The 22,510-nt window shown below is 51.3% G+C and carries 24 protein-coding genes; 9 read left to right on the top strand and 15 right to left on the bottom strand.

From position 1 onward, the window contains the following. Positions 1–67: 67 nt before the first annotated feature. On the bottom strand, positions 68–3,439 hold the full coding sequence (locus ACH50O_RS05630; RefSeq protein ID WP_446811048.1) for a mechanosensitive ion channel domain-containing protein: 3,372 nt from the start codon (positions 3,437–3,439) through the stop codon (positions 68–70). Between the two features lie 43 nt (positions 3,440–3,482). On the opposite strand from ACH50O_RS05630, the gene ACH50O_RS05625 reads away from it, so the two are divergent. Both ACH50O_RS05625 and grxC read left to right on the top strand, forming a co-directional pair. Then, the gene (locus ACH50O_RS05625) at positions 3,483–4,145 is read left to right on the top strand and encodes a class II aldolase/adducin family protein (protein WP_446811047.1); all 663 of its coding nucleotides are present in this window, start codon (positions 3,483–3,485) and stop codon (positions 4,143–4,145) included. A 35-nt stretch (positions 4,146–4,180) separates the two neighbouring features. After that, positions 4,181–4,435, top strand: a complete 255-nt coding sequence (grxC, locus tag ACH50O_RS05620) for a glutaredoxin 3 (RefSeq protein WP_446811046.1) — start codon at positions 4,181–4,183, stop codon at positions 4,433–4,435. Positions 4,436–4,622: 187 nt separating this feature from the next. Here grxC and ACH50O_RS05615 read toward each other — a convergent pair whose 3' ends face one another. From ACH50O_RS05615 to smpB, 14 genes are all read right to left on the bottom strand, one after another. Then, complete coding sequence (locus tag ACH50O_RS05615) at positions 4,623–5,201, bottom strand: PilZ domain-containing protein (protein ID WP_446811045.1); 579 nt, start codon at positions 5,199–5,201, stop codon at positions 4,623–4,625. Positions 5,202–5,290: 89 nt separating this feature from the next. Next, positions 5,291–6,481 carry an O-succinylhomoserine sulfhydrylase gene (locus tag ACH50O_RS05610; protein ID WP_446811044.1) on the bottom strand — a complete coding sequence of 397 codons (1,191 nt, stop codon included), beginning with the start codon at positions 6,479–6,481 and terminating at the stop codon, positions 5,291–5,293. 11 nt (positions 6,482–6,492) lie between these two features. After that, the gene (purF, locus tag ACH50O_RS05605; protein WP_446811043.1) at positions 6,493–8,001 is read right to left on the bottom strand and encodes an amidophosphoribosyltransferase; all 1,509 of its coding nucleotides are present in this window, start codon (positions 7,999–8,001) and stop codon (positions 6,493–6,495) included. 12 nt (positions 8,002–8,013) lie between these two features. Next, the gene (locus tag ACH50O_RS05600; protein ID WP_446811042.1) at positions 8,014–8,532 is read right to left on the bottom strand and encodes a CvpA family protein; all 519 of its coding nucleotides are present in this window, start codon (positions 8,530–8,532) and stop codon (positions 8,014–8,016) included. A 43-nt stretch (positions 8,533–8,575) separates the two neighbouring features. Then, the gene (locus ACH50O_RS05595) at positions 8,576–9,403 is read right to left on the bottom strand and encodes an SPOR domain-containing protein (RefSeq protein WP_446811041.1); all 828 of its coding nucleotides are present in this window, start codon (positions 9,401–9,403) and stop codon (positions 8,576–8,578) included. Between the two features lie 11 nt (positions 9,404–9,414). After that, positions 9,415–10,680, bottom strand: a complete 1,266-nt coding sequence (folC, locus tag ACH50O_RS05590) for a bifunctional tetrahydrofolate synthase/dihydrofolate synthase (protein WP_446811040.1) — start codon at positions 10,678–10,680, stop codon at positions 9,415–9,417. Positions 10,681–10,691: 11 nt separating this feature from the next. Then, entirely contained in the window at positions 10,692–11,633 is a 942-nt protein-coding gene (gene accD / locus ACH50O_RS05585; protein WP_446811039.1) for an acetyl-CoA carboxylase, carboxyltransferase subunit beta, read from the bottom strand. Between the two features lie 24 nt (positions 11,634–11,657). Beyond that, positions 11,658–12,461 carry a tryptophan synthase subunit alpha gene (gene trpA / locus ACH50O_RS05580; protein ID WP_446811038.1) on the bottom strand — a complete coding sequence of 268 codons (804 nt, stop codon included), beginning with the start codon at positions 12,459–12,461 and terminating at the stop codon, positions 11,658–11,660. Continuing rightward, positions 12,458–13,660 carry a tryptophan synthase subunit beta gene (trpB, locus tag ACH50O_RS05575; RefSeq protein WP_446811037.1) on the bottom strand — a complete coding sequence of 401 codons (1,203 nt, stop codon included), beginning with the start codon at positions 13,658–13,660 and terminating at the stop codon, positions 12,458–12,460. The genes trpA and trpB overlap by 4 nt, the downstream gene beginning before the upstream one ends. A 5-nt stretch (positions 13,661–13,665) precedes the next feature. Next, complete coding sequence (locus ACH50O_RS05570; protein WP_446811036.1) at positions 13,666–14,286, bottom strand: phosphoribosylanthranilate isomerase; 621 nt, start codon at positions 14,284–14,286, stop codon at positions 13,666–13,668. A 118-nt stretch (positions 14,287–14,404) separates the two neighbouring features. Next, positions 14,405–15,172 carry a DUF2231 domain-containing protein gene (locus tag ACH50O_RS05565; RefSeq protein WP_446811035.1) on the bottom strand — a complete coding sequence of 256 codons (768 nt, stop codon included), beginning with the start codon at positions 15,170–15,172 and terminating at the stop codon, positions 14,405–14,407. Between the two features lie 52 nt (positions 15,173–15,224). Further along, entirely contained in the window at positions 15,225–16,250 is a 1,026-nt protein-coding gene (locus ACH50O_RS05560) for an FAD:protein FMN transferase (RefSeq protein ID WP_446811034.1), read from the bottom strand. 14 nt (positions 16,251–16,264) lie between these two features. After that, positions 16,265–16,876 (bottom strand): hydrolase, encoded by a 612-nt coding sequence (locus ACH50O_RS05555; RefSeq protein WP_446811033.1) that lies wholly within the window; start codon positions 16,874–16,876, stop codon positions 16,265–16,267. Beyond that, positions 16,837–17,322, bottom strand: coding sequence for an SsrA-binding protein SmpB (smpB, locus tag ACH50O_RS05550; RefSeq protein ID WP_020481594.1), 486 nt, complete (start codon positions 17,320–17,322; stop codon positions 16,837–16,839). Before smpB ends, ACH50O_RS05555 begins: the two co-directional genes overlap by 40 nt. A gap of 101 nt (positions 17,323–17,423) precedes the next feature. On the opposite strand from smpB, the gene ACH50O_RS05545 reads away from it, so the two are divergent. The 7 genes from ACH50O_RS05545 to ACH50O_RS05515 all read left to right on the top strand — a co-directional run bounded on the left by ACH50O_RS05545 (position 17,424) and on the right by ACH50O_RS05515 (position 22,387). Continuing rightward, positions 17,424–18,782, top strand: coding sequence for a sodium-dependent transporter (locus tag ACH50O_RS05545; protein ID WP_446811032.1), 1,359 nt, complete (start codon positions 17,424–17,426; stop codon positions 18,780–18,782). Then, a complete protein-coding gene (locus ACH50O_RS05540; protein WP_446811031.1) occupies positions 18,782–19,219 on the top strand; it encodes a type II toxin-antitoxin system RatA family toxin in 438 nt (145 codons plus the stop codon). The genes ACH50O_RS05545 and ACH50O_RS05540 overlap by 1 nt, the downstream gene beginning before the upstream one ends. Further along, on the top strand, positions 19,209–19,490 hold the full coding sequence (locus ACH50O_RS05535) for an RnfH family protein (RefSeq protein WP_446811030.1): 282 nt from the start codon (positions 19,209–19,211) through the stop codon (positions 19,488–19,490). Before ACH50O_RS05540 ends, ACH50O_RS05535 begins: the two co-directional genes overlap by 11 nt. A gap of 162 nt (positions 19,491–19,652) precedes the next feature. Continuing rightward, positions 19,653–20,204 (top strand): restriction endonuclease, encoded by a 552-nt coding sequence (locus tag ACH50O_RS05530; protein WP_446811029.1) that lies wholly within the window; start codon positions 19,653–19,655, stop codon positions 20,202–20,204. 138 nt (positions 20,205–20,342) lie between these two features. Further along, positions 20,343–20,855 (top strand): hypothetical protein, encoded by a 513-nt coding sequence (locus ACH50O_RS05525; RefSeq protein ID WP_446811028.1) that lies wholly within the window; start codon positions 20,343–20,345, stop codon positions 20,853–20,855. Between the two features lie 70 nt (positions 20,856–20,925). Beyond that, positions 20,926–21,411, top strand: coding sequence for a hypothetical protein (locus ACH50O_RS05520; RefSeq protein WP_446811027.1), 486 nt, complete (start codon positions 20,926–20,928; stop codon positions 21,409–21,411). Between the two features lie 439 nt (positions 21,412–21,850). Then, positions 21,851–22,387 (top strand): REP-associated tyrosine transposase, encoded by a 537-nt coding sequence (locus tag ACH50O_RS05515; RefSeq protein WP_446811026.1) that lies wholly within the window; start codon positions 21,851–21,853, stop codon positions 22,385–22,387. Positions 22,388–22,510: the final 123 nt, after the last annotated feature.

The raw sequence follows: 22,510 nt of genomic DNA, 5'->3' as shown, positions 1-22,510 counted from the left end.
GGTGTTCAAAGGGCTGTTATTTTATTACAGAATGGTTATATATTGAAATCGACTACTGACGTGCGACTCATTCGTTCCATATTCCCTTGGCTACCGAACGGATATGTACATCGCGTTGCGGATAGGGTATTTCGATATGGTGGGCCAACAAGGCTTCATATATTTGCGTGTGCAACCGATGGGTAACTACCGTTCTATCGCTGAGTTCGCGGACGAAAACGTTAATTTTGAACTGTAAGGCGCTATCGCCAAAGCCGACAAAACTTACCACCGGCTCCGGATCGCAGAGAACCTCTGCCACGCTTTTTACCGCATCGGCCAAAATTTGCTCCACCATATCCACGTTCGTGCCATAGGCCACGCTGACCGGGACCACAACCCGCGTCACTGTGTCGGACAAAGTCCAGTTGATCAGCCGGTCGGTGATGAAGATTTTATTCGGCACCACCAACTCCTTTCTATCCCAATCGACAATATGCGTCGCTCTCATCTGAATCCGACTGACCCGGCCGGTTACATCTCCCACCGTGACAGTGTCGCCAACCCGAATCGGCCGTTCGAAGAGCAAAATAATGCCGGATACCATATTGGCAAAGATTTCCTGCAAACCGAAACCCAAACCCACGGAAAGCGCGGCGACGAGCCACTGCACTTGAGACCAGCTACCGCCCAGCTCGTTGGCTACCGCCAAAAAGGCAATCGCAGTCAAGGAATATCTCACCAACTGAATCAGCGCATAACGGCTGCCGGCCGTCATTGCGAACTTGCCGGCGGTTATCAAATCCACCAATGCCGGAAAATTGCTGGCGAACACAAAGGCCAAACCGCTATATACCAGGCAAATCGACAGATTTATCAAGGTAATCGGTTGCAATACCTCCTTACCCTCGACCGTCTGGCTATGCTGCCAAAGCACGACTTGATCGAACACCGTTAAGGCCGGCAAGATATCGCTCCAGATCATCCAGCAACCCAGCAACATAATGACCATCACCACTGTCGTCAACAATTTGTGGCTTTGCTGATTGATTTTAGAAATATCCAGTAACTCGTCTTCGAGCGGATGACTGCCTTCAAGGCTGGCGCTCGCGACAGCCGCTTGCTCGACTTGCTTACGTTTTTGCCGGGCATTTTTCAGCGCCAATTTCCGTTCGGTATTGCGCAACCAACGTAAAACCAACCCCTGGAATAATACGGTGATAAAAATCAAACGTAGCGTCATCACCAACTTGCCCTGCAATTCCAGCGCACTTTGATAGTAACCGGTTACGGCAAAACCGATGATGACCAGAGGCGTCAATACCGCAATAGCGTACCAGACGTAGCGCAGACGGCTAATCCAGCCCTCCGATTGCTGATAGAGATTTTTCCCCAATCCCGTTTGCGGTTGCGTCAAGCGGTGAAACATATACGTAAAGGTCAGCATCATCACAATCAACGCCGTCCGACCCAGCGCATAACTGTGTTCGGAAAACAGATCGGTGCCCGTCATCGCGATTATGAAGACGCTTGGCACCAATAGGAAACGCGCCCACTTCATTTGACCGTGCAGTAATCGGATGGCGTGGTCCGGCCAGTGAAACAAGGTGTCCGCCACGCCGTATGGCCTAAACAAGCGGTAAAAGAATTGCACCAAGCATAGCGATACGGCAGCGGCGATTAAGCCTTCCGCAAACGAATGGCTGAATAAGTTCGCTCGGGTATTCAATATCAGCACCCCGCCGATCCAAGCCATAAGCAAGGCGCCGTACAAAGACATCAACAACAGATAGAACAGGCTCGATACAATCTCGCCGAAATCATGACTAATCACTTTTTTGCTTAGGAGGGCCGCCAGTTCCTGTTTGATTCTAGCCCTGAAACGCCAGTGTAATAACAGGATACTCAAACCCACCAACACCAGAAAGGGAAACTGGCTAATACCTTCCCAAAATCCGTTTGCCACGCCCAGCCAATTGCCCGGACTTACAAACCAGAGTAAAGAGGAAACGATATCGTGTAGATAATGTTTGTCGATGACCGGCGCACTGGGCACCCACAATAAGCGCTGATCCAAATAGCCGCTGAATTTTTCGGCCATGCTCAACATCTGCTGCAAACTAAAATCGACATCGCCCAATATCCGGCCATATTCGTCATAACCGCCGGATAATCTTGCCACCAGATCTTTCTGGTCGTTCAACAGCATCCGTAGTTCGGTTCGAATCCGAAGCTTTTCCGAATCGTCGGTTTCCGCCGGCAATTGGGCAATACGCGTCAACAAGACCTGATTGATATCCACCAGATTTTTTTTAGCTTCATCCAGCTTGAACATTTCCAGACTGGCCAAGGCAATCTGACTTTGCACCTCTTCGCTTAAAGCGCTGTACTGTTTACGTTGCGGTAAATTACGGCGCTGTTCGCGCAGTAAATTCCCCAATGCGGGACTCAAACCAGCAAGGCTGATTTTTTGCTCGGCACTTTGAAAATCCTTTTCCAGTTGTTTATAACGCACATCGATTTCATTTTTCTGGAGCAGGTATTGCTCCGTATTTTTATTGATGTCCTGCAAGCTGTGGTTGTAATGCATATTTTCTTTAGTGGCGGCCTGAATCAACGGATGTTTGCCTTCCGCTTCTTTTTCCGCTTGCACCAGTGCAGCCTGTTCTTTGTCGATTTCCTGCTGGCGTCTATCCAACAGAAAGTTATCCAGATCGGCAATCAGCAGACTAAGCTGCTCCCGTTGCAAGGTCAGTAGATGCACGCGGTCTTTGCTGGCTTGTAATCGCAACGGATTGCTGAGGTTTTCCAATTCCAGGGCTTTCAGCGCACTGTTTAATAGCCGAATCCGGGTATCCAACAATATTTGCTTAGCTTCTTTTTGATATAGATTATCACCGGCCCTGGCCGCTAAAGCCTGCTGTTCCTGTTGGCTGGATGCCTGCTTGCTCTTGATTTCGGAGATTTTTTCCCTAATCATCTGCGGCCTGCCGCTCAAATCGCCAATCTGCGCTTCTATCCGGCTAATCTCAGCATCCAAATCGCTAAGCCGGGTTTTTTCGATGATTAATCGCTGCTCCAACTCATCGGTTGGAAAAATCGTAAACTTCTCGGATTTATGGTTCTTTAGGTTGTTCTCGGCATCGGCTATTTGTCTGGCTAATTGCTTGACTTCCATCGGCAAGCTATTTAAAGCCTGCTTAAACGATTCGGCTTGAGCGTCCTGAGCTTCCTGTTCGTTTAAATTGTCGTCGCTTTCGGAATAAGCGGCCAAAATTCGGGACTTTAACTCTTCCGGCAAATTCTGCTTATCTTTGACTGTCTGCATCCGTTGTTGCAAGTCGGCATGCGATAACGCTTTAATCAAAGATTTTTGGTTAGCGGCGTAGGCAAGGTTTACACTGATCAGCAGCATGAGCATACAAAATGCAAAGCCGGATTTTAAAAAAATTGGTTTCATGCGTTGGCTGTATAACAAATAAAGCTAAAAACTCATTATAAAAATGGAAAACACATTCGGCGAACAAGAAGGTGTCATTAAATATCGGCTGGATCATCGACACGCCGAATTAGCGGCGGACATCGACATATCGGAAATTAACGCTTGGCGTAGCGTACTTTACCGCTTGCGGTTGATCGGCCAAATAGCCGAAAAATATGCCGGCCTGGGGTTTGGCAATATCAGCCGGCGTCTGGTTCCAGGAAATCCGGAATTTTTAATTTCCGGCACTCAAACCGGCCACTTGCCTTGTCTGAGCAATCTACATTTCACCTTGATTGAAAGCGCTTCGCCGCAAGCCAATTACATTCAATCACTCGGTTTATTGCAACCATCGTCCGAAGCGCTGACACATGCCAGCGTCTATCAGCAACAGTTACAGGTTCAAGCCGTGATACATGTGCACTGCCCGGAGTTATGGCGGCAGAGCCGGACGCTCAACCTGCCCTGCATTGCGGCGGACGTGCCTTACGGCACGCCGGAAATGGCAAAGTCAGTTGCCGACTTGTTCGACTCCGGACGTTTACAAAATTGCGGCATATTCAGTATGCTTGGCCACGAAGACGGCATCGTGGCATTTGGGGCAACTCTGACCGATGCGGCAGTTTTGCTGATCACGCAATTCGCCGAAGCCATCGCTATTGAGCAAAAACGGTCGTGGCCTTAGAATACCGCCATTTATTAGCATTTATTAATTTTATCATGCCGGAAATTATCATTTACACCGCCAAACTTTGCCCGTATTGCACGATGGCTAAAAAACTTTTGGAGCGCAAAGGCGTCGGCTATACCGAAATCAATGTCGATGCGGAACCTGGGCTGCGTCAGCAAATGATGGAAAAAACCAAACGTCGTACAGTACCGCAAATCTATATTGGCGAGCGCCATATCGGCGGTTTCGATGATTTACATGCCTTGGATATGAGCCAGGAACTGGACCCGTTGTTGCAAGCATAAACGCGTCCACACCGGTAACGAAGGACCAGACCGGACAGAAAAACCGATCGGACGCCGTTCAATCGCGAAGGGCGTCAACTCCTAGACGATCCAAGCTTTGTAATAAAACCGAATACCGGCATTTTCCACAGAGCTGTCGATCAAAGACATTGGGATCCACTCAGAGCGTTTGGAACCCAATGAGGCGTTATTTAACGATGACCAGCTGTAAACCGAAACGTGTAACCAATTCGTTACTCTCGACCCAAACTACTTTGCCTAAAGCGCTCAAACCCGGCTCGTTAACTTGCAATTTAACCGGAGCGCCTACTCTAATACCGGGATGATGACCGGACAATTTCAGACACATCCCCTCGACCGAGCGATTGACACCCTCCGCGCTGACGCGTTCCTTGTCGATAAACAATTCGACCGTGAAGGCTTCGACTTTACGATAGCCGCGCCGTTTACGCCAAAGCTTGTGAGCATTGTGCACCACATCGCGAAACTCTAAGCCCATCATGATTCGGTTGCGCTCGCGTTTCACCCAAACGATATCGACTTCGCCCGCCAACATCAATTCCGCAACGAAAATCTCGGCCTGCCGATCTTCATTCAGCAAGGTTTCGAAATCCTGAATGGTGGTTAGCAAATCGCCCGGACTGACTTCCACCATGGCGCCTTTTAGCGAAACATCGTAGCAATTTAGCTGCAAGGTCTCGCCACCCACGAAGAGCTGTCCCTCGGCGTTAAAGTTTTTTCGGTATTCTTTTCTATCCTGAAACATGATCGGAATCTCTCTATAACGTCGGTCAAAGATAGCTTACTTTTCGATTTTCGTGGATCGAGGCGGCTCGCTTGGTTCCACGAACCGGCTTAGCACTGTGTTAACCCGGTTAGCAAATCGGCCTTGATATCGTCGATATTTTCCAAACCCACCGAAATTCTGACTAAGCTGTCTTTAATCCCCGCCTCGGCTCGGGCTTCCGGCGGCAATCGGCCGTGAGTGGTGGTAGCCGGATGCGTGATAGTGGTTTTCACATCGCCCAAATTCGCGGTAATCGACAACATCTTGGTGGAATCGATCAATTGCCAAGCCTGATCCTTGCCACCTTGCAATTCGAAACTGACCACCGCGCCGAAATGGCTTTGCTGCCGTTTAGCCAGCTCATGCTGAGCGTGCGACGCCAGACCCGGATAATGCACCTTGGCAACAGCTGGCTGTTGCTCCAGCCATTTGGCCAGCTCGAACGCATTATCGCAATGCGCTTTCATACGAAGTGCCAGTGTTTCGAGTCCTCCCAAAAACACCCATGCATTGAACGGACTCATCGTTGCGCCGCCAGTACGCAGATAGGGATACACGTATTTTTCGATCAATTCTTCGTTGGCTACCACAGCGCCGCCGACGCAACGCCCTTGTCCATCGATGTATTTAGTCGTGGAATGCACGACCAGATCGGCGCCCAAGGTCAAAGGCTGCTGTAAGATCGGCGTGCAGAACACATTGTCTACCACCAACAACGCTCCATGTCGATGGGCGATGTCCGCCAACACGCGAATGTCGGCAATTTCAATCAAAGGATTCGACGGCGTTTCCAGAAACAGAAAGCGGGTATTGGGTTTGATCGCCGCTTCCCAGGCCGCCGGATCGGTCAGACTGACAAAATCGGTCTCGACCCCGAACTTGCCGAAATAATTCTGGAAGGTCAGCACCGTATTACCGAACACGCTGCGCGAACACACCACATGATCACCGGCCTTCAGCAAGGCCATACCCACCGCCATGATTGCCGCCATGCCCGACGAAAACGCCAGACAACGCTCGCCCTTTTCCAGGCAGGCCAAACGCTCCTGAAACGCGCTGACAGTGGGATTGGTGAAGCGCGAATAAATGTTGCCGGGTTGTTTGCCGGTAAAGCGCAACGCCGCTTCCTCCGCCGACTTAAATACGTAACTGGAGGTGGCGAAAATCGGGATGCTATGTTCGTCTTCGTGAGTGCGTTTATGCCCGGTACGGATGGCCAGGGTTTCCGGGGCATAATCTTGCCAATCAAATTCGCTCATCTGTCGTCCTGTTATTTTGCGACTTGCATCTCTATGATAAAACTGCTGCTATTGCGCTGTTCCTGCGCATTATCGTTGCGTAGGGCTTCTATTCTGGCCAAATAGGCATCGTCTATATCCCCGGTAATGTAATCGTGGCTGAAGCAAGACGTATCGAAATGCTTGATGTCGGGATTACCCCGACCAACCGCTTCGATTAGATCGTCCAAATCTTGATAAATCAGCTTGTCCGCACCCAAGGCTTGGCAAACTTCGTTTTCGGTACGATCGTGCGCGATCAACTCATGCGCGGCCGGCATATCGATACCATAGACATTCGGATAACGTACCGGCGGCGCCGCCGACGCAAAATACACTTTCTTGGCGCCGGCATCCCGCGCCATCTGAATAATTTGTTCCGAGGTTGTACCGCGGACAATGGAATCGTCGACCAGCAACACGTTCTTGCCGTCGAATTCCAAAGAAATGGCATTCAGCTTTTGCTTGACCGATTTTCTGCGCATTTTCTGACCGGGCATGATGAAAGTCCGGCCGATGTAACGGTTTTTCATGAAGCCTTCACGAAATTTTACTCCCAGATCGTGGGCAATTTGCGAAGCCGCGGTGCGGCTAGTATCCGGAATCGGAATTACGACGTCGATGTCGTGATCCGGCCATTCCCGTTGAATTTTTTCGGCCAGTTTTCTGCCCATCCGCATTCTGGCTTTGTACACCGAAATATTGTCGATAATCGAATCCGGTCTGGCAAAATACACATATTCGAAAATACATGGGCAATGATCCACTAAGTCCGAGCATTGCTTGGTATGTAATTGGCCGTCTGCCTCGATAAATACGGCTTCGCCGGGCTCGATGTCGCGAATCAATTGAAAATCCAGCACGTCCAGCGCCACGCTTTCCGAGGCGATCATATAATCGATGCCGTCTTCGGTTTTGCGCTGTCCGAACACGATTGGGCGAATACCGTGCGGGTCGCGAAAGCCCAACACGCCAAATCCGGCAATCATCACTACCACGGCGTAAGCGCCGCGGCACCTTTTGTGCACGGCATTAACCGCTTGGAACACATCGTCCACAGTTAATTTCAGTTTGCCGAACTGCGCCAGTTCATGGGCAAACACATTCAACAGCACTTCGGAATCGGAATCGGTATTGATGTGACGTTGGTCGTCGACGAACACCTGTCTTTTCAACTCCTCGGTATTCGTCAGATTCCCGTTGTGCGCCAGTGTCAAGCCAAACGGCGAGTTGACGTAAAAAGGCTGAGCTTCGGCCGAACTGGTGCAACCGGCAGTCGGATAGCGCACATGAGCAATACCCATATTGCCTTTCAGCTTCATCATTTGCTTGCTGGAAAATACATCCCGCGCCAAGCCGTTATCCTTACGCAGATGCAAACGTCCGCCATCGCAGGTCACGATGCCGGCGGCATCCTGCCCCCGATGCTGAAGTACCGTCAGCGCGTCGTACAGATCCTGATTAACACTTTGATTGGAAACAATAGCGGCAATACCACACATAACAGACCCGAGTTATCGATAATGAATGTAATCCGCCAAACCGGCTGGCATATGGACTTTTAACCACACAGCCAAAGCTTGAAACGGAGGAATGAGAAGGGATTGTTTCCACCAGGGATCTTCCGGCAACGGCGTCAAGCCGGCCAGCATCACTAATAGGGAAATCAGCACCGCCCCGCGGGCAATACCGAATAACATACCCAGCAAACGATCACTGCCGGTCAAGCCGGTTTTTTCTATCAGTTGACTCAGTAAAAAACTGATTACGCTGCCCAAAATTAAGGTGGCGAAAAACAATAAAGCAAACGCGGCGGCGATTCGAGCGGATGGATACGTAATCGTCGCTTGCAACAATACCGAGACATCACGGCAATACTGGGTAGCCACCCACACTGCAGCCATCCAAAGCACCAACGCAAAAGCTTCTCTAATAAAGCCACGCAATAAACCCATTATCGCCGAAATGGCGATAATGGAAATAATGACGTAATCGACCCACAATAGCTTGGCCCAGGGCACAAAATCCAACATGATCTAGCCGGCCACTCCACACACTGCGTCATTCGCCAATTAGTTACTCGTCAGCCGAGACGAAACTATTTACGTTGATTTGCGCCAACTTGGCCTTGACTGCCTGGGCCTTGGCTTTATCGACGATAGGGCCGATCCGCACTTTAAATACCGTACCTTTGTCGCTGGCGACCTCTTTTATCGTTGCCGCAAAACCTTGTTGTTTCAAATTCTCTTGCAAACTGGCCGCATTAGGTTTCTGACTAAAAGTACCGACTTGCAAATACCAGCGATTGCTTTCCTCGGCAGACGGGGGCTGAGCTTTGCCAGCAGTTGCCGGAGCGGGAGTCGCGGCGGCTTCGGCTTTAAGTTCAGGCAATTTATTTACCGGCTTTAACACCTTCGGCACCGGACTCACAGCTTGCAACGGCTGGATTGCCGGAGCCGGCGACTTGGCAGGCTTGCTGACTACCGCCGCTGGCGCCACATCTTCAGCTTCGGCCGGTTCCTCGCCAAGTTGCGCAACCGCCGCCGATGCTGACGGCTTGGCAGCGGGCAGATTGTGCGGCACTGGCGCCGTTTCTTTACCCGACAGTCTGACTTTAGGCTTAGGTGCTTCCAGCGCGGCTTCGGATTCACCCTCTTCCAACACTTGCGGCGGTTCTTTCGGGGTATTCGCGGCCGGCAAGTTATCCGCCACTTCCTCAACCTTTTCCGGCAGAGGCATAATTTCCACATCTTGTGCCTTGGCCGGTAGCTCGGGGATCTTCAATTCATTGATGCTTTTGCCGGTTTCGTCGATCGGGTCGTCGAACAGCATGGGCACGAAAATTGCCGCCAATGCGGTTATCACCGCCGCACCAATCAATCGTTGCTTTAACTCTTGATCCATTCTCATCACCTCTAAGAAAATTTCGATAAATATTCGGATACCAGAAAAAAAGAACCAAAAATCAAAAGCAATTCGTCTGGCCCGCTATTTTGCCGAGCGGCATGAAATGCCTCGGAAAAATCGGCAAAACCGCTGCGGACATTGTCCAGGCCTTGTTGCTGAAAGATGGTTTCTAACATATCCGGACTAGCAGCGCGCGGATTAACCAGCGGCGCCAAATACCAGGTTGTAACCCTGTCGCGCATCATGTTCAATACGCCGGCAATATCTTTATCCCGCATCATCGCAAAAACTGCGTTTATTTTGATGGCCGGGAAGTATTCGCGCAAATAGTCGATTAAAGTTTGTACGGCTTGCGGGTTGTGGCCGACGTCGAGCAAAATCCTCGGCTCACCGGGAATCAACTGAAACCGCCCCGGCAACTGCGCGCTTTGTATGCCTTGCCGAATCGAGTCATCGCTCACTGCCAATAAATGCTGCAAGGTTTTCACCGCCATTATCGCCGCCGAAGCGTTTCGATACTGATGCTCGCCCTTGAACGCCGGCGGCGGCAGCTGGCCAACTTGCAAATCCCCCGCCCGCCAATCCCAGACCTGCGGGTGTTTTCGATAAGTGAAAGCCTTGCCCATTTGCAGCAAAACTGCACCGACTTGTTCCGCAACTTCGGCTATGGATATTGGCGGCTGCCAGTCGCCGACTATCGCAGCCACCCCAGCCCTGAAAATGCCGGCTTTCTCCCGACCGATCGCTTCTTCGGTGTGGCCCAACCAATCGAGATGATCCAGCCCTATCGTCGTCACTAGCGCGGCATCGGCATCGACAATATTCACCGCATCCAATCTGCCGCCCAAACCAACTTCGAGCAACTGTATATCCAAATTCGCAGTGGCGAAAATACTCAGCGCCGCTAAAGTGCCGAATTCGAAATAACTCAAACTGGTGTCGCCGCGCACCGCATCGATACGGCTAAATGCTTCACAAATCAATGCGTCATCCACTGGCTGACCATCAATACGAATCCGCTCGTTGTAACGCAGAATATGCGGCGAAGTATAAGCGCCGACTCTATAGCCTGCCGCGCGATAGATGGCCTCTAGGAAAGCCACGCAGGATCCCTTGCCGTTGGTGCCGGCAACCGTAATCGTCAGCGGCTGTTTTTGATCAGGATTAAGCTGCCGATACACGCCGGCAGCCCGTCCCAATCCTAAATCTATAGGACGAGGATGTAACTTTTCCTGCCAATCCAACCAGGCTTGCAGCGAATCAAAACGCGTCATTGCGACCGTATTCAATCCTGATACTGCGGATTATTGCTCTCACCCTGATTGCTTAAAGACTCGCTGTTTGAACGCTCTTCCACAGCTTTAACGTCGCGGCGCCCTGCGCACAGAATAGCCAGAATGCTGGCTATTTTATCGCGCATCTCGCGGCGATCAATGATCATATCGATGGCGCCGTGTTCCTGTAAAAATTCGCTGCGCTGAAAACCTTCCGGCAGCTTTTCGCGCACCGTTTGCTCGATAACCCTGGGGCCGGCAAAACCGATCAACGCGTCCGGCTCGGCGACATTAATATCGCCCAGCATGGCCAAACTGGCGGACACGCCCCCCATGGTTGGGTCTGTCATAAAGGATATATAAGGGATCCCGGCCGCGGCCAATTTGGTTAAAGCCGCACTGGTTTTGGTCATCTGAAACAGCGAGAACAAAGACTCCTGCATCCTGGCGCCGCCACTGGCGGTAAAGACGATGAACGGCACGCCCAGACGTAAGCTTTCGTTCACGCCGCGCACAAAACGCTCGCCAACCACCGAGCCCATGGAGCCCCCCATAAAACCAAAGTCGAACGCCGCGGCGACAATACCTGCACCTTGCAGCGTACCTTTCATCACGACCAATGCATCGTTCTCGTTGCTTTGTTTTTGCGCTTGGCTGATGCGGTCCTTGTAGCGTTTACTGTCCTTGAATTTCAAAGGATCGCTGGGCTTCAATCCGGCGCCGATTTCTTGGCGTCCGTCTTCGTCCAGAAACATATTCAGGCGTTTACGCGCCGAAATGCGCAAATGATGGTCGCATTTCGGGCAGACGCTAAAGTTTTTTTCCAGCTCGGCATTAAACAAAATCGCATCGCAACGCGGACATTTATTCCACAAGCCCTCGGGCACCGTGGTTTTTTTCTGCGAGGATTCGGTTCTAATCACAGAGGGAACCAGTTTTTCAAACCAACTCATTCGTTTTATTCTCCGCTTTGCAGCTTAAACATCCATGGCTAGACGCATGGATTTCAATAAGGCGATGATCTCTTGCTTCGCTTGCTGAGGATCGTCGAGATTTGCCTCGATTTTACTGATCAGCGCGCTACCCACCACGACACCGTCGGCAATAGCGGCGATGGTTTTCGCGGTTTCGGCATCTTTCACGCCAAAACCGACCCCAACCGGTAAACCGGTATTTTCACGGATCAATTGTAATTTTTGTTCGACATCCGCGGTATCCAGATGCCCGGCGCCAGTAACGCCTTTCAGAGACACGTAATACAAATAGCCGCTACCGACCGCATCCATTTTTTGAATCCGTTCGGCATTGGTGTTGGGCGCCAGTAAAAAGATCTGATCGATGCCACGCTCACGTAGCAAGCTGACGCAAGCTTCCGATTCTTCAGGTGGCAAATCCACGGTCAACACGCCATCCACATCGGCGCGTTGCACCGCATTGGCAAAGTCCTCGTAACCCATGATTTCTATCGGATTTAAATAACCCATCAACACTAAAGGTGTGTCCTGATCGGTTTTCCGAAACTCCATGGCCATGCTCAATACTTTTCGCAAGCCAACATGGTGCGATAAAGCCCGCTCACTGGCGCGCTGTATCACCGGCCCGTCGGCCATCGGATCGGAAAAAGGCACGCCTAGTTCGATGACGTCGGCACCGGCGACTACCATTTCGTGCAACAGCGGTACGGTAAATTCCGGATACGGGTCGCCGGCGGTAATAAACGGAATCAAGGCTTTACGGCCGGAGGCTTTTAATTCGGCAAATTTATTGGCTAAGCGGCTCATAGACTGATGCCCTCGCGTTGCATAATGGTGTGCATGTCTTTATCGCCGCGTCCGGACAGATTAATAATGATGATTTGATCCTTGCGCATGGTTGGCGCCAGTTTCATCGCATAGGCCATGGCGTGGCTGGACTCCAACGCCGGAATAATACCTTCCATTCTGGTCAAGGCGTGAAAACCCGCCAGTGCTTCATCGTCGGTGATATTCACATATTGGGCGCGGCCGGTATCTTTCAACCAAGCGTGCTCCGGGCCGACGCCGGGATAATCCAGGCCGGCGGAAATGGAATGGGTTTCGATGATTTCACCGTCGTCGTCAGCCATCAAATAAGTACGATTACCGTGCAGCACGCCCGGACGACCGGCGCATAGCGGTGCGGAATGGCGGCCGGTTTCCACGCCGTCGCCGGCCGCTTCCACGCCATACATTTTCACCGTTTTGTCATCGATAAACGGATAAAACAAACCGATAGCGTTGGAACCACCGCCGACGCAAGCAACCAACGCATCCGGCAAACGTCCGGCTTGATCGATACACTGTTGTTTGGCTTCACGGCCGATCACGGCTTGAAAATCCCGCACCATGGCCGGATAAGGATGCGGACCAGCAACAGTACCGATAATATAAAAAGTATTGTCGATATTGGTAACCCAATCGCGCAACGCTTCGTTCAGCGCATCTTTCAGGGTCTTGGAACCGGATTCGACCGGCACCACGGTGGCGCCCAACAACTTCATGCGATATACATTCAAGGCTTGCCGGGCAACGTCGACCGCACCCATATACACCACGCATTCCAATCCCAGGCGCGCGGCGACGGTGGCGGTCGCAACCCCGTGCTGACCGGCGCCGGTTTCGGCGATGATGCGGGTTTTGCCCATCCGTTTGGCCAACAAGGCTTGACCGACAGTATTATTAACCTTGTGCGCACCGGTATGGTTAAGATCTTCGCGTTTTAAATAGATCTGCGCGCCGCCTAAATGCTGGCTCCAGCGTTGAGCGTGGTACAACGGCGAGGGCCTGCCCACGTAATCTCTAAGATCGGCATCCAATTCGGCGATGAACTCCGGATCTTGCATATAGCGCTGGTAGGCTTCGTTCAATTCGGTAATTGCCGGCATCAGCGTTTCCGCTACAAAAATACCGCCGTAAGGCCCGAAATGGCCCCGGGCATCCGGCATATCGTATTTGTCAGTCATAGTTCTCAAGTCGCTTGATTAGTTTTTCTTATAAACGCAGCCATTTTCGCCGCATCCTTGATGCCTTTCCCGGCCTCGACACCGCTGCTGACATCCAGTGCATACGGTTTTACAACTTTGATGGCCTCCCCGGCATTATCCGGGGTCAATCCGCCGGCCAGAATAATCGGTAAGCTGCGGCACTGCGGGATTAAATTCCAATCGAAACCGCTACCGCTGCCACCCTGTATCCCCGGATGATAAGCATCCAGCAATAATCCCGCGGCATCGTGATATTGCGCCGCCAACCGGGCAATATCGGTGCCGGGCCGCATCCGAACGGCCTTTATGTACGATTTGTCGTAGGGCCGGCAGCTGTCGGCTGTTTCGTCCCCATGAAATTGCAGGCAATCCACCCTAACTTTACTTAACACCTCGCGAATCAGAGCCGGCTCGGCATCGACAAACAAGGCTACCACGCTAACAAAAGCCGGCAATGCCTTACTGATAATTGCCGCTTGTTCGATGGAGACGTTCCGCGGACTGGACGGGTAAAAGACCAAACCGATCGCATCGACACCCAATTCGGCGGCACAAACCGCATCCGCAACACTGGTAAAACCGCAAATTTTAACGCGGGTACGCATGATCGGCCTCACAAAAAACGGCGGCGTAGGATAACACAGCTATCCGATATGTCATGCCCGGCTCAATAAAAAAAGGCTGACCCTTGTCAGCCTTTGTCCGACGGCTTTCAGGTGGGCGTCAATGCGCATGATGATGGTCATGATGGTGGCCGGCACCGCCATGCGCTGCTTCATCTTGATGGCTATCGTCGTGTTTCACTTCCTCGACTTCGGCTTCCGAATGAGTTGCCGGCAAACCATGCTCATGGACGTCATTACCCTCATGCTCATGCGCTTGTGCCGCCGCTCGATTGACTTGATCGGCCGCTTCCACCGACACACCGTACTTATATACCATTAACCCGCCAAGGTCGGCGGTAAACGCCAACAGTCCGGATAAAACCGCCGCCAATAGCAAGTAAAAACTATTGGCCGGCCCGGCAATATGGCCTTTGCTCAGCAAACGCCAGACCGACAGCAACGCCGCCAAACTCAATACCGATATGCCCAAATGCTCGTGATGCTCCATAATTTCATGGACATTGCCGCCGTGAGCCACGGTAGAAGCGGCAGCCAAGCCGGCGAGCACGGCAACCCCGGCAAAGGCAGTACCCAAATACAAAAGCGAGCCGGCTATTTGTCGCCAATCCTGACGGTTAGCCAAGCTGCCGATCAAATCCAGCGCAAAAAACACGGTCAACAACGCAATCGGAAAATGTACAACCAGCGGGTGCAGGTTTTGCAGAGCGGCAATACCCGGCATTAACGCGCCGAAGCCTTCAACGGGCGTTTGCTGCGTCAATCCCTCTATAAATGACAGTAAACCCTCCACGCCACCAATAAATCCGCCGCCGCTATCGCCACCACCATGCACGGCAATGGTCAAGTGATCGTTTAAAGCCCACATAACTCCCCCCGGATCCAATTTTGCGCCGATACTACCACGAATAGACCTGCGCTTAGTTAATCGTCACCTGGGTAGACATGGTCAATGCGCGGGTTTTGCTTTCCACAAACTCGGTACCTTGCTGCTGGATGAACATCACCTGCAATTTTTCGGCATCGGCGATTTTCATCCCCTCGTCTTGCCCCAGACACAACAATGCCGTCGACCAGGCATCCGCCAGCGTCGGGCTCTCGTTAAATACGCTGACGGCCACCAGATCGTGCGATACCGGCATACCGTTGCGGGCATCCAGGATATGGCTATAACGCTTACCTTTCACGTCGAAATAATGCCTGTAAGTGCCAGATGTCATCACCGCCATCGGCGCGTCTTTAGGTAGAGTCACTACCTTGTGCATTTTTTGTTCGCCGGGTAGCGGTTTTTCCACCGCGATCCGCCAAGCCTTACCATCCGGTTTGTTACCCAGCGCTTTCAACTCGCCGCCGATTTCGACCAGATAATTCCGCACACCCAAATCTTCCAAAGTCCTGCTGATTTTTTCCACGCTATAGCCCTGGGCTATCGAGGACAAATCGACCCGGACTTTCGGTTGTTTTTTTAACATGTGGCTGTCGTCGACAAGCTCTAACTTATTCATACCGACATCGGCAAGCGCGGCTTGCAGTGCGGCGTCCTCCGGAATATGCAACTCGTCGCCCATAAACCCCCACAATTCAAATAGCGGCTTGATAGTCAAATCGTAACAACCCTGACTTGCCTGGCTCACGGTCTCGGCCACTTTAACCAAACCCACGATTTCGTCACCGACTAACTGACTGCTTGTCGACGCGTTGGCATTAAACTGCTCGATTACCGAATCCGGCCGATAGTTGGAGAGGGTTTTATCCAGGTCGGCGAAAATTTTTTCGACTTCCGTTTCTATCTGCTTGCCGTCCAAAGCTTGCGGGACCCAATAACTAATGTGATACGTCGTGCCTTGCGCAAAACCGGCCAGGGTTTGCACCGGCGGCAACGGCTCCGCGCAGCCCGCCAACAGCAACATTCCCAGTATGACCCCGCTCCATCCCTTCCGTAACATTAAACCCCCGTAAATTAACGCAAAAGCGCTGAAATAGTTTTGAAATGACTATGCCGGGCATCACGCAACCATTCGAACAGCACTGACTCATGACAACTTATCGTAGCGCCCTGTTGCCGTAACCGCTGCAATGCGCAGTCTCTATGATCCGCCCGGCGCGAACTGACCGCATCCTCCACGATGTGAACCTGATAATCGTGACTTAACAACTCAAGCCCGGTTTGCAATACGCAGACGTGCGCTTCCTGACCGATCACCACCACTTGCTTCCGACCGGTATCACTCAGGGCTTGCATGAAGCCGTCCGCGGCACAGCAGGAAAAACCGGTTTTGCCGAATATCCGGGTAGCGTCCGGCAGATAGTCGCCGATCTCGGATTGCGTGGGTCCAAGCCCTTGCGGGTACTGTTCGGTCAACAGCACCGGCACTTGCAATAGCCGGGCGGCTTCCAATAACCTGCGGCCGTGATTAAGCATCTGCTCCGCAGCGACAGCCGACATCGCCGCCGTCAACCGACCTTGAATATCGACCACCAGCAAAACGCTGTTGTCGGCGTCTAATAAATTGGGATGCGTCGCCATTGCGCTTAACCGTGCTTCATGATGCGCGCCCTGTCGCGCTGCCAATCCTTATCCTTGGACGCGGCACGTTTGTCGTGCAATTTTTTACCCTTCGCTAAACCGATTTTCAGTTTGGCGCGCCCCTTGATCCAATACATCGATAGCGGGATCAAGGTATAGCCCTTGCGCTCCACCGAGCCGATCAACTTGTTCAACTCGCGCCGGTGTAACAATAATTTTTTCTTGCGCACGGCATCGGGGTTGACATGGGTAGACGCTGACAACAAAGCCGACACATGCGCACCGCTCAGCCAAGCTTCGCCGCGTCTGATCTCGACATAGCTTTCCTTCAGCTGAATCCGGCCGTCGCGCAAGCTTTTGACTTCCCAACCTTCCAACACCAACCCGGCCTCGAAAGTCTCGTCTATGGTGTATTCGTGGGAGGCCTGACGATTAACCGCAATCGTGTTATCGGTGGCTTTGTTGTCCTTCTTGGATTTTTTGGCTGCCATTCTGTAGCGAAGATTTTTTAAACTGACTGAAAACGTGAATTTTGATATTTTACTCACACACCCGTTAAATAACGATATAAAAACACACAGGGCTCCCCAACATGACAGATAAAACCCGATCCATCCACGGCGAATGGTCCTCCCGCTTCGCCTTTATTCTGGCCGCCACCGGTTCGGCGGTCGGTTTGGGTAATATCTGGAAGTTTCCTTACATCACCGGCCAAAACGGCGGCGGCGCCTTTGTATTGGTTTATTTAATCTGCGTGGCCGCCATCGGCATACCGATCATGATTGCGGAAATCATGCTGGGCCGGCGCGGCCGGCAAAGCCCGATCAACACGATGCAAGCCTTGGCTGCCGAAGCCAAGGTCGACTCACGCTGGGGCTATTTGGGCTGGATGGGCATGATCGCCGGTTTTTTAATCCTGGCCTACTATAGCGTGATTGCCGGCTGGTCGATGGCTTATATCTTTAAAGCCTTTTTCGGCGGCTTCTTCGGCACCGACGGAGCAGAAGTGAAGCAAATGTTCGACAATTTGATGGCCAGCCCTATCCAGCAAATTTTCTGGCACACGGTGTTCATGTTCATCACCATGCAAGTCGTAATGCGCGGCGTGAAAGGCGGCCTGGAAAAAGCCGTGCGCTTTTTGATGCCGGCCTTGTTTGTGATCCTGATTATATTGGTCGCTTATGCGATGGCCTCCGGCTCTTACGCGCAAGGCATCCACTTCCTGTTCAATCCCGATTTCAGCAAAATCAACGCCGACGCGGTGCTGACCGCGATGGGCCACGCCTTCTTTACCCTGAGCTTGGGCATGGGTGCGATCATGGTATATGGCTCTTACCTGCCCGGTCATGTCTCCATCGCCAAAACCACCTTTTTCATCGCCGGCGCCGATACCGCCGTGGCCTTGTTGGCCGGCATCGCTATCTTTCCCTTGGTGTTTGCCAACCAACTGGAAGTCGCTACCGGACCGGGCCTGATCTTTCAAACCCTGCCCTTGGCCTTTGGTCATATGAGCGGCGGCTGGTTATTCGGCGTGTTGTTTTTTGTGCTGCTGTTTTTCGCCGCCCTCACCTCGTCAATTTCTTTGATTGAACCGGCCGTTGCCTGGCTGGTGGAAAACAAAAATATTGATAGGCAAAAAGCCTGCGTCTGGTCCGGCACCGCCTGCTGGGGCTTGGGCGTGGCCGTGGTGTTTTCCTTCAATGTCTGGTCCGACTTCAAAATCTTCGATAAAAACCTGTTCGAACTGCTGGATTATCTGACTGCCAACCTGATGCTGCCTTTGGGCGGTTTGTGCATCGCCGTGTTTGCCGGCTGGATGATGCAACAAACCCATGCCGAACAGGAATTGGAACTGCCCGCGCAAGGCTTTCAGGCCTGGCAATTTCTGATCAAATACGTGGCGCCGGCAGCGGTATTCATCGTCTTCCTGCATGTACTCGGGGTGCTGTAATGATCACGGTTGTGCAAAAAAGCGCCTTGGTCAAATTTTCCGCGAAGCAGATGTTTGACCTGGTTGACGATATCGAGTCGTATCCAAAATTTTTACCCTGGTGTGCCGGCAGCAAAATATTGAAGCGCGACGGCGATATCGTCGAAGGCCAAATCGACATCGCCAAGGCCGGCTTTCATAAATCCTTTACCACCCGCAATAAAATCGATCAGGGCGGCAAAATCCAAATCAGCTTATTGGACGGACCGTTTTCCTCGCTGGAAGGCTTTTGGAGCTTCATGCCTCTACGTGAGGACGCCAGCAAAATCTCGCTGGACCTGGAGTTCGAAATCTCCGGCATGCTGGCCAACCTGGCCTTCGGCCCGGTGTTCAACCAAATCTGCAACACCATGGTCAGCTCGTTTACCCAGCGCGCCAAAGCCCTCTATGGCGGATGAGTTGATCGCGGTGGAAGTGGCGTATGCTGCGCCGGATCGGCAACTGCTTATTCCTGTTAGCTTGATGGCAAATAGCACTGTCGAGCAGGCGATAGCTGCTTCAGGTATTTTGCGGGAGTTTCCGGAAATAGATTTGGGTCAGCAGAAGGTAGGGATTTTTGGGGTGGTTTGCAGTTTGGATAAGACCCTGAGCCCTGAAGATCGTGTCGAGATTTATCGGCCTTTGCGGCAAAATCCGATGGATGCGCGGCGGGGGCGGTTGCAGAAATAGTTTGGGTAAATTTGATGGTTAACCAATTTGATTTTGGCAGTGCTAAATGCAGACACACAGTTGAAATGAAAAGATATTTCTATTTTTTAAACTATTTAGACATCGTTTTGACGCAATGTTTTGCGTCATTTAGGATGGCTAATTGTAGTTAGGCAGCACAACATGCATACCGCGAGCGACTACGAAGACTTCGTCACCGGCGTACTGAACGAGTTCTTCGGGGTCGATGCCCAACGAGCGACTTGGCATGAAGGCCGAGTTACGCGTCGCCAGATCCAAGTTGACGCATCATTCCGGCTCAAGACTATTGGTGGAGCAAGCATCCTCTGTGTAGTCGAGTGCAAGCACTACCGCAACAAGGTCTCCGTCGATGACATAGAGGAGTTTCATTCGAAGCTGGACGACCTCGGCGCGCACAAGGGCATCATGATCACAACTGTCGGATACCAAGCAGGGGCTCGCAAGGCGGCGATTGGAAGGGGAATTGCTCTTGCCCTGCTGACAAAGGAGTCACAGCCTGGGGAAATCCAGTACATCGTCAACTCCATCGCACCAGTCACCGACAGACCGGAGATACCCGATGTTCTCCAAGGAAATGTTTGCGGTGTGATCTCCGACTTTGAGCCAGGCCTCCGGTTCAACGGCTTTGGGCAGCTTCTCGGCATGCTGCTAATAGATGCTCAGGCCAATCCACACCCAAATGGTGCTGCCTAACAGGTCGTTCAACCGGAGCGCCAACGGCATGTCACCTGGCCCGCGCGGCGCCGCCTGCGTATCATGCGCCGCGCGGGCCAGGCGCCACGCCGCTGTCGCCCGGTTAACTCTGCGTTATAACTCTCCGGAACTCTGAATTTGTTTCCTAAAATATTTAAGAGAGAAAAACCTAGAGTGTATTTAGGGGCTATGTTGGTAGCTTCTAGTGAAGAGTGGAAAAGCTTGGATGGTTGGGACCTATTTAAATCAGTGAACCTAGAAGATGGGCTTAGAAAAAGTCTTCATTCTGCCGTAAACCTTCCTCCTATAGATAGTAGAGAGGAAAGAAAAGAAAGCGATTTGGGTCTAGAGTTGGTGATAGTAAATTATCAAGGTGGAGAATTCAGTGCTTTTCAAACCACTGAGTTATTTATCCCGATTTTTTGGCGGCCAAAAGTGGAACTTAAGGCTAGATTATATAACTTAGCAACAGGAAAAACGGTTCATTCAGCTTCGTCAAAAAAGAAGACACCTTGGAGGCAATTCTTTAGTCGCGTATTTAGCTTTAATGGGATATTCAGGTTTAAACCTCTATTTGACGTAAAGGATATGGAAGTATTACTGTGTTTAGCCGCTATAGAAACGCTAGCAAAATTAACAAAAAGGTTATAACACGTCGCTCCACCCGACCAAAAACCGCTACGCGGTTTTCGTCGGGTGAGCTCAGCGTTAGGCTTAGTGTATGAGTTGCTATTCAGAATGTGATTGCTCGTGTGGACCGGAAGGAGAAAAGTTTGATTCCATAATTAGAAGTGAAACTAATTTTGGGATTACTTCCAATGACTTGATTCACTCTAACATGGGGTGGTTCTGCGGATTTGATAACCTTAAGCAAATTCGTTGGCCAATATCTAAAGATGATGGGGTGTATATTCTTTGGGAAAAGAATGATTATTGCTCTGAACATAACTTATTTCATTCAAAAGCAATTTATGTCGGGAAAGGGCAAGTAAAAACTAGAATTTATAGGCACGCGAAGAATAAGGGGTTCACAGAAGAAAACTTAGTATATTTTACCTTTGTAGATATAGAAAATAGAAAGGCAAAATATATAGAGCAACTGCTGCTAGATTTATATGACTTTCCTTTAAATAAGGCAGAAAAACGAGGTGTTAATAAGTTTTGTGGTTATATAACTCAAGGAGAAGCAGATTTTGGCTCCATGTAGAGACAGCTGCCTAACCAGGCAATTACACAGGGATGGCAAAAGCCACTTCGTCAGATGTAGAACGCTTTCCCACTGGCCAGCGTCACGCAATGCATATCTACCTACGGCAGTCGCTTGGCTCTGCTCACGACTGGGAGGCGGCAGAACTCGTGGCGCTAAATTGTGGGTGGTCGCAGGTTGAGATATTAAAAGCTGGAACTTTGCCCGCTGATACAGCGGAGCGCAAGGGAGAGCCTGAACGTTCCTGCTATTTATCCGCACTTGAAAAAGGCGATGCTATTTTGGTCTATAGGACCGTAGGCTGGCGTGAACAACGTGAGTACCCGCGCAAAAGCAATCAAGCTGGGTGTCGCTAACGCTCTACCCAGCCTACGCCTCCTTCGCTTACATGGTTATTCCTCAAATTTATCTGTATCGGCGTCTCGTCTAAACTTGCGGCATGCGCACTTATATTCGCCAGCGTGTTCCCGGTGGAACTTACTTTTTTACGGTTAATTTGGCCGAACGTCGAAATAACGATTTGCTGATTCGTTATGTCGATATCCTACGTGAGGCCTGCCGATACGTGCGGCAGCGTCACCCCTTCGAAATATCGGCGATGGTGATATTACCGGAACATTTGCATTGCATTTGGCGATTGCCGGAAGGCGACGACGATTTTCCCTTACGCTGGCGCCTATTAAAGACCCACTTTTCCCGCCATATTCCCAAAGGCGAACACATTTCCTCCAGCCGCCAACCTAAAGGGGAACGGGGGATATGGCAGAGGCGTTATTGGGAACACCTGATTCGCGATGATGTGGATTTTCAACGCCACGCGGATTACATTCATTACAACCCCGTCAAACATGGCTATGTGGAGCGCCCTCTCGACTGGCACTATTCATCTTTCCATCGCTGGGTCAAATCGGGCCTTTACGTGCCCGACTGGGCTGCCCCATCGAATCTCCTTGAACTGTCACGGCGAGAAACGTAGGCTGGGTTGAATGGAATGAAACCCAGCAATTGACTAAACAAACCAAGCTTTCAAAGCCACCAGCCATAACGCTGGGTTTCGCTTTGCTCTACCCAGCCTACGCGAGTAGGTTCTTAAGCCTTT

It is taken from the genome of Methylomonas sp. 2BW1-5-20, from assembly GCF_052474515.1.
The sequence above is the reverse complement of the archived record's forward strand: the minus strand, read 5'-3'. Positions and strand labels throughout refer to the sequence as shown.